2 tRNA genes and 3 rRNA genes are annotated in these 1113 nt (G+C 66.0%); all 5 read right to left on the reverse strand.

Annotation, left to right across the window (positions count from 1 at the left end):
* Window positions 1-390: ribosomal RNA gene (locus NFS35_RS28870) — 23S ribosomal RNA — on the reverse strand; the annotation flags it as partial.
* 250 nt (window positions 391-640) lie between these two features.
* Window positions 641-714: transfer RNA gene (locus NFS35_RS28875), tRNA-Ile, on the reverse strand.
* A gap of 4 nt (window positions 715-718) precedes the next feature.
* A tRNA-Ala gene (locus tag NFS35_RS28880) sits at window positions 719-791 on the reverse strand.
* A gap of 50 nt (window positions 792-841) precedes the next feature.
* Window positions 842-959: ribosomal RNA gene (gene rrf / locus NFS35_RS28885) — 5S ribosomal RNA — on the reverse strand.
* A gap of 85 nt (window positions 960-1044) precedes the next feature.
* A 16S ribosomal RNA gene (locus NFS35_RS28890) occupies window positions 1045-1113 on the reverse strand; the annotation flags it as partial.

A 1113-nucleotide genomic window follows, 5' to 3' on the forward strand; every position in this document is an offset into this window, starting at 1 on the left:
GCTGCCTCGGGCTTCGCCTACGGGGCTCTCACCCTCTCCGGCCGGCCTTCCCAGGGCCGTTCCGCTGCCCTCCGCAGTCGCTTCCGCAGTCCGAACCCCGGCGCGCACGCGCGCCGGTTTGGGCTCTTCCGGTTCCGCTCGCCGCTACTCCCGGAATCACTGTTGTTTTCTCTTCCTCCGGCTACTTAGATGTTTCAGTTCGCCGGGTTCCCTCCTCCGTGCCTATGTGTTCGGCACGGGGCGGCGGGGTCTTCCCCCGCCGGGTCTCCCCATTCAGACACCTGCGGATCGCCGGACATTTGCTCCTCCCCGCAGCTTTTCGCAGCTTGTCGCGTCTTTCATCGGCTCCTGGCGCCAAGGCATCCGCCCTGTGCCCTTCCTCGCTTAACCGTGGCACTCCTCGTGCCTCCCCCCTTCCGCGCCTAGCGTGGCGCTTCCGGGGTCGTCCCGGGCGCTCCCGCCCGGCCTCTCCGGATACCGGCCTCGCTCCGCCGCACCCGCGCGCGTCGCTCGGCCCCGCCTCCCGGCGGCACTTCTTCCTTCTCTTCTCGATGCCGGTGGGGCCTCCGCCCCACCGTATGGTTCTCTTCTTCGTCAGTATTCGGTTTTCAAGGTACAGTCTGGCGGCATGCGCCGCCGATGGGCTTAAGTGGACTCGAACCACCGACCTCACGCTTATCAGGCGTGCGCTCTAACCGGCTGAGCTATAAGCCCATGATGGAGATGGAGGGAATCGAACCCTTGACCCCCTGCTTGCAAGGCAGGTGCTCTCCCAGCTGAGCTACACCCCCGTCCGGATGCCCCCCATGGGGCCCCATAAGTCCTGTGTCTTCTTTTTCTGTTCCGGCAGCCACCTGCTCTCCCACGCCGTCCCCGGCGTAGTACCATCGGCCGCCTGCGTCTTGACCATCGTGTTCGGGATGGGTACGGGTATCTCCCGCAGGCGCATCGCCACCGGAACCTCTCCCGCCCCGGGCATCCGCCCCGGGCGCTGTCTGCCTCGGCAGACGGACAGCAATGCAGCCCCTACTCTTCCTTCCTTAGAAAGGAGGTGATCCAGCCGCACCTTCCGATACGGCTACCTTGTTACGACTTCACCCCAGTCGCCGGGCC

The sequence above is a fragment of the Acetatifactor aquisgranensis genome (assembly GCF_943193215.1).
Lineage (GTDB): Bacteria > Bacillota > Clostridia > Lachnospirales > Lachnospiraceae > Acetatifactor > Acetatifactor aquisgranensis.